Here is a 2,207-nt window from a genome sequence, read left to right as displayed (position 1 = left end):
AGGACATTGGATGCGAATTTCCCGAATGGGAAAAATCCAAGAAATAAGCCGATGGTTTTCTTTAAAGGAATCTGCACAGGCTCATTCCAAAATAGCGAGCCCTTTGAATTGGTTTGAAGAGACTTTTCATCAATCGATTCGTTATCGAATGATTTCGGATGTGCCGGTTGGGACCCTTCTGAGTGGAGGTTTGGATTCTAGTTCTGTCCTTTATAGCCAAGCAAACCAAGGCTATCAGGGCTTGAGTTCATGGAATATATCATTTTCCAATTACCAACACGATGAGTCTTCTGTAGCGAGTGATTTTTCCCAATTTCTTGGAGTGGATTTTCACACCAGGGAATTCAAAGGGGACCAATTAATGGGTTTGGTACAAGAGTCTATTCACAACCATGATGAGCCCCTAATGCATTTGCAGGATGGGCATATTTTAGGAATTGCTCGGTATGCAAAAGAGAAAGTCTCGGTTTTACTAAGTGGAGAAGGGGCTGATGAAGTACTAGGAGGATATGTGCGCTATAAAGTCCACGACAAAGCTTGGCGATATTCTTTGCTTCAAGGGCTTCGATATATTCCTGACAACTATTTAAGGAAGGAGCGATTGAAAAAAATGAAGCGTTATCTAAGTGATGGAGATCAAGAGTTTCAGATGATGTCAAACAGCAATGAAACCTTTTTGTCAGATTTGAAAAATTTTGGGGGAAATACAGCTCATCTCAATATTCCTTATCGAGTTAATATTTTGGAGGAAGCTAAAAGTTTATATCCGAAAAATCGTTTACGACAATTACTGTATTTGGAGCAGCATACGCATTTATTCACGCTAAATGACCGTAATGACAGGACCACTATGGGAGCATCCATTGAGTGTCGGGATCCATTTCTTGACCCAAATTTGGTAATTGGAGTGTCAAGTTTGCCTGATTCTTATTTTGATACTTCTGGCAAAGGAAAAAAATTACTTTTTAATTCTATTGGAAAACATCTGCCAGATTACATTACCAAACATCCTAAAATTGGTTTGTCAGTACCTTGGAATGAATACTTTCTTAAGCATAAAGAATTCAGAGACCATTTTGAAAAAATTGCTGATTGCCCACTATTTGAATTTGAAACTTTTGAAAAACTTCAAATTAATAAAATCATTACTGACTTTAGAAAAGATGGTATTTCTAACTACGGAATGGTCAGACAACTATTCTTTTTATCGCTTTGGTATTCTTATCAATTTCGAAAATAGGTAACACCAAATTTTGAAAGTAAAAAGCAAAAAATGAGTTCTGTTTTAAATCTATTCGTTCCGAATTCCACAGTTTTAAATCAACCAATGTTTGAGATTTTTGAGCTTAGGGAAGATGGAGAAATCGGGATTGCTGCAATTGCCGAGCCTTTTTTCAGACTTTGCGATAATCCTGAATTAGCTGATTGGATAATAATCCCCTTGTTTTCAAGTAGTTTAACAAGTGAAAATGGGTTACGGTTTATTCGGGAAACATTCCAGCTATCCCAAAAATTAAGGAAGCCATTGGGTATATTTTCAAATTCTGACATCATAGTCGATCCGAAAGTTAATCCGATTACTATTTTCACGCCAGGAGCATATGCAAGCATGAAAAATCAGGTTGAACTTCCTGCATTGTTACCTTATGATCCAGTTGAAAAATGGAAAAATAGTACTTGGGAAAGTATAGAATATAGTGGTTTCATTAAAATTGGATTTTGTGGTCAAGCAACTCGGAATCCTTTGAAGTTCCTTAAAGATTTGTATACTATTGAAAATCTCAGATTTAAAAAGAAAAAGAGGAAATCACCTTTTCTTTATATCCCTAGGTTTCTTCCAGCATTTGAGAGAGGAAGATTACTTAGGAGTTTAGAAAATTCGAAAATATTGCAAACTGATTTTTTGCTTAGGAGTCATTATAAAGCTGGCGCTATCACTAAAGAAGAAAAGGATAAAGTTGAGAAAGAATTTTATTCCAATATCGATTCAAATCTTTTTACACTTTGCCTGAGAGGGATGGGAAATTATTCAGTGCGGTTTTACCAAACTCTGGCTATGGGGAGAATACCCGTATTAATTGACACTGATTCGAAATTACCTTTTGAAAATCGGATACCATATGAAGAGTTAATTGTAAGAATTCCATTTCAGGATCGATTCAATACAGAGGCCTACTTATTGAAATTCCTTAAAGGGAAATCGTCTG

Annotated in this window: 2 protein-coding genes; both read left to right on the top strand. The window is 36.0% G+C overall.

Features of this window, described 5'->3' with window-relative positions; translation table 11 throughout:
- A partial coding sequence (locus Q0L68_RS11610) for an asparagine synthetase B (protein WP_296703182.1) occupies nt 1-1,240 on the top strand: 1,240 nt, incomplete at its 5' end.
- A gap of 33 nt (nt 1,241-1,273) precedes the next feature.
- Nucleotides 1,274-2,207 (top strand): exostosin family protein (locus tag Q0L68_RS11605; protein WP_296703177.1); only part of this gene is annotated, 934 nt, incomplete at its 3' end.

Origin of the sequence: Algoriphagus sp., from assembly GCF_024642405.1 — a bacterium.
Lineage (GTDB): Bacteria > Bacteroidota > Bacteroidia > Cytophagales > Cyclobacteriaceae > Algoriphagus.
This window is presented reverse-complemented; position numbering and strand designations above follow the sequence as displayed.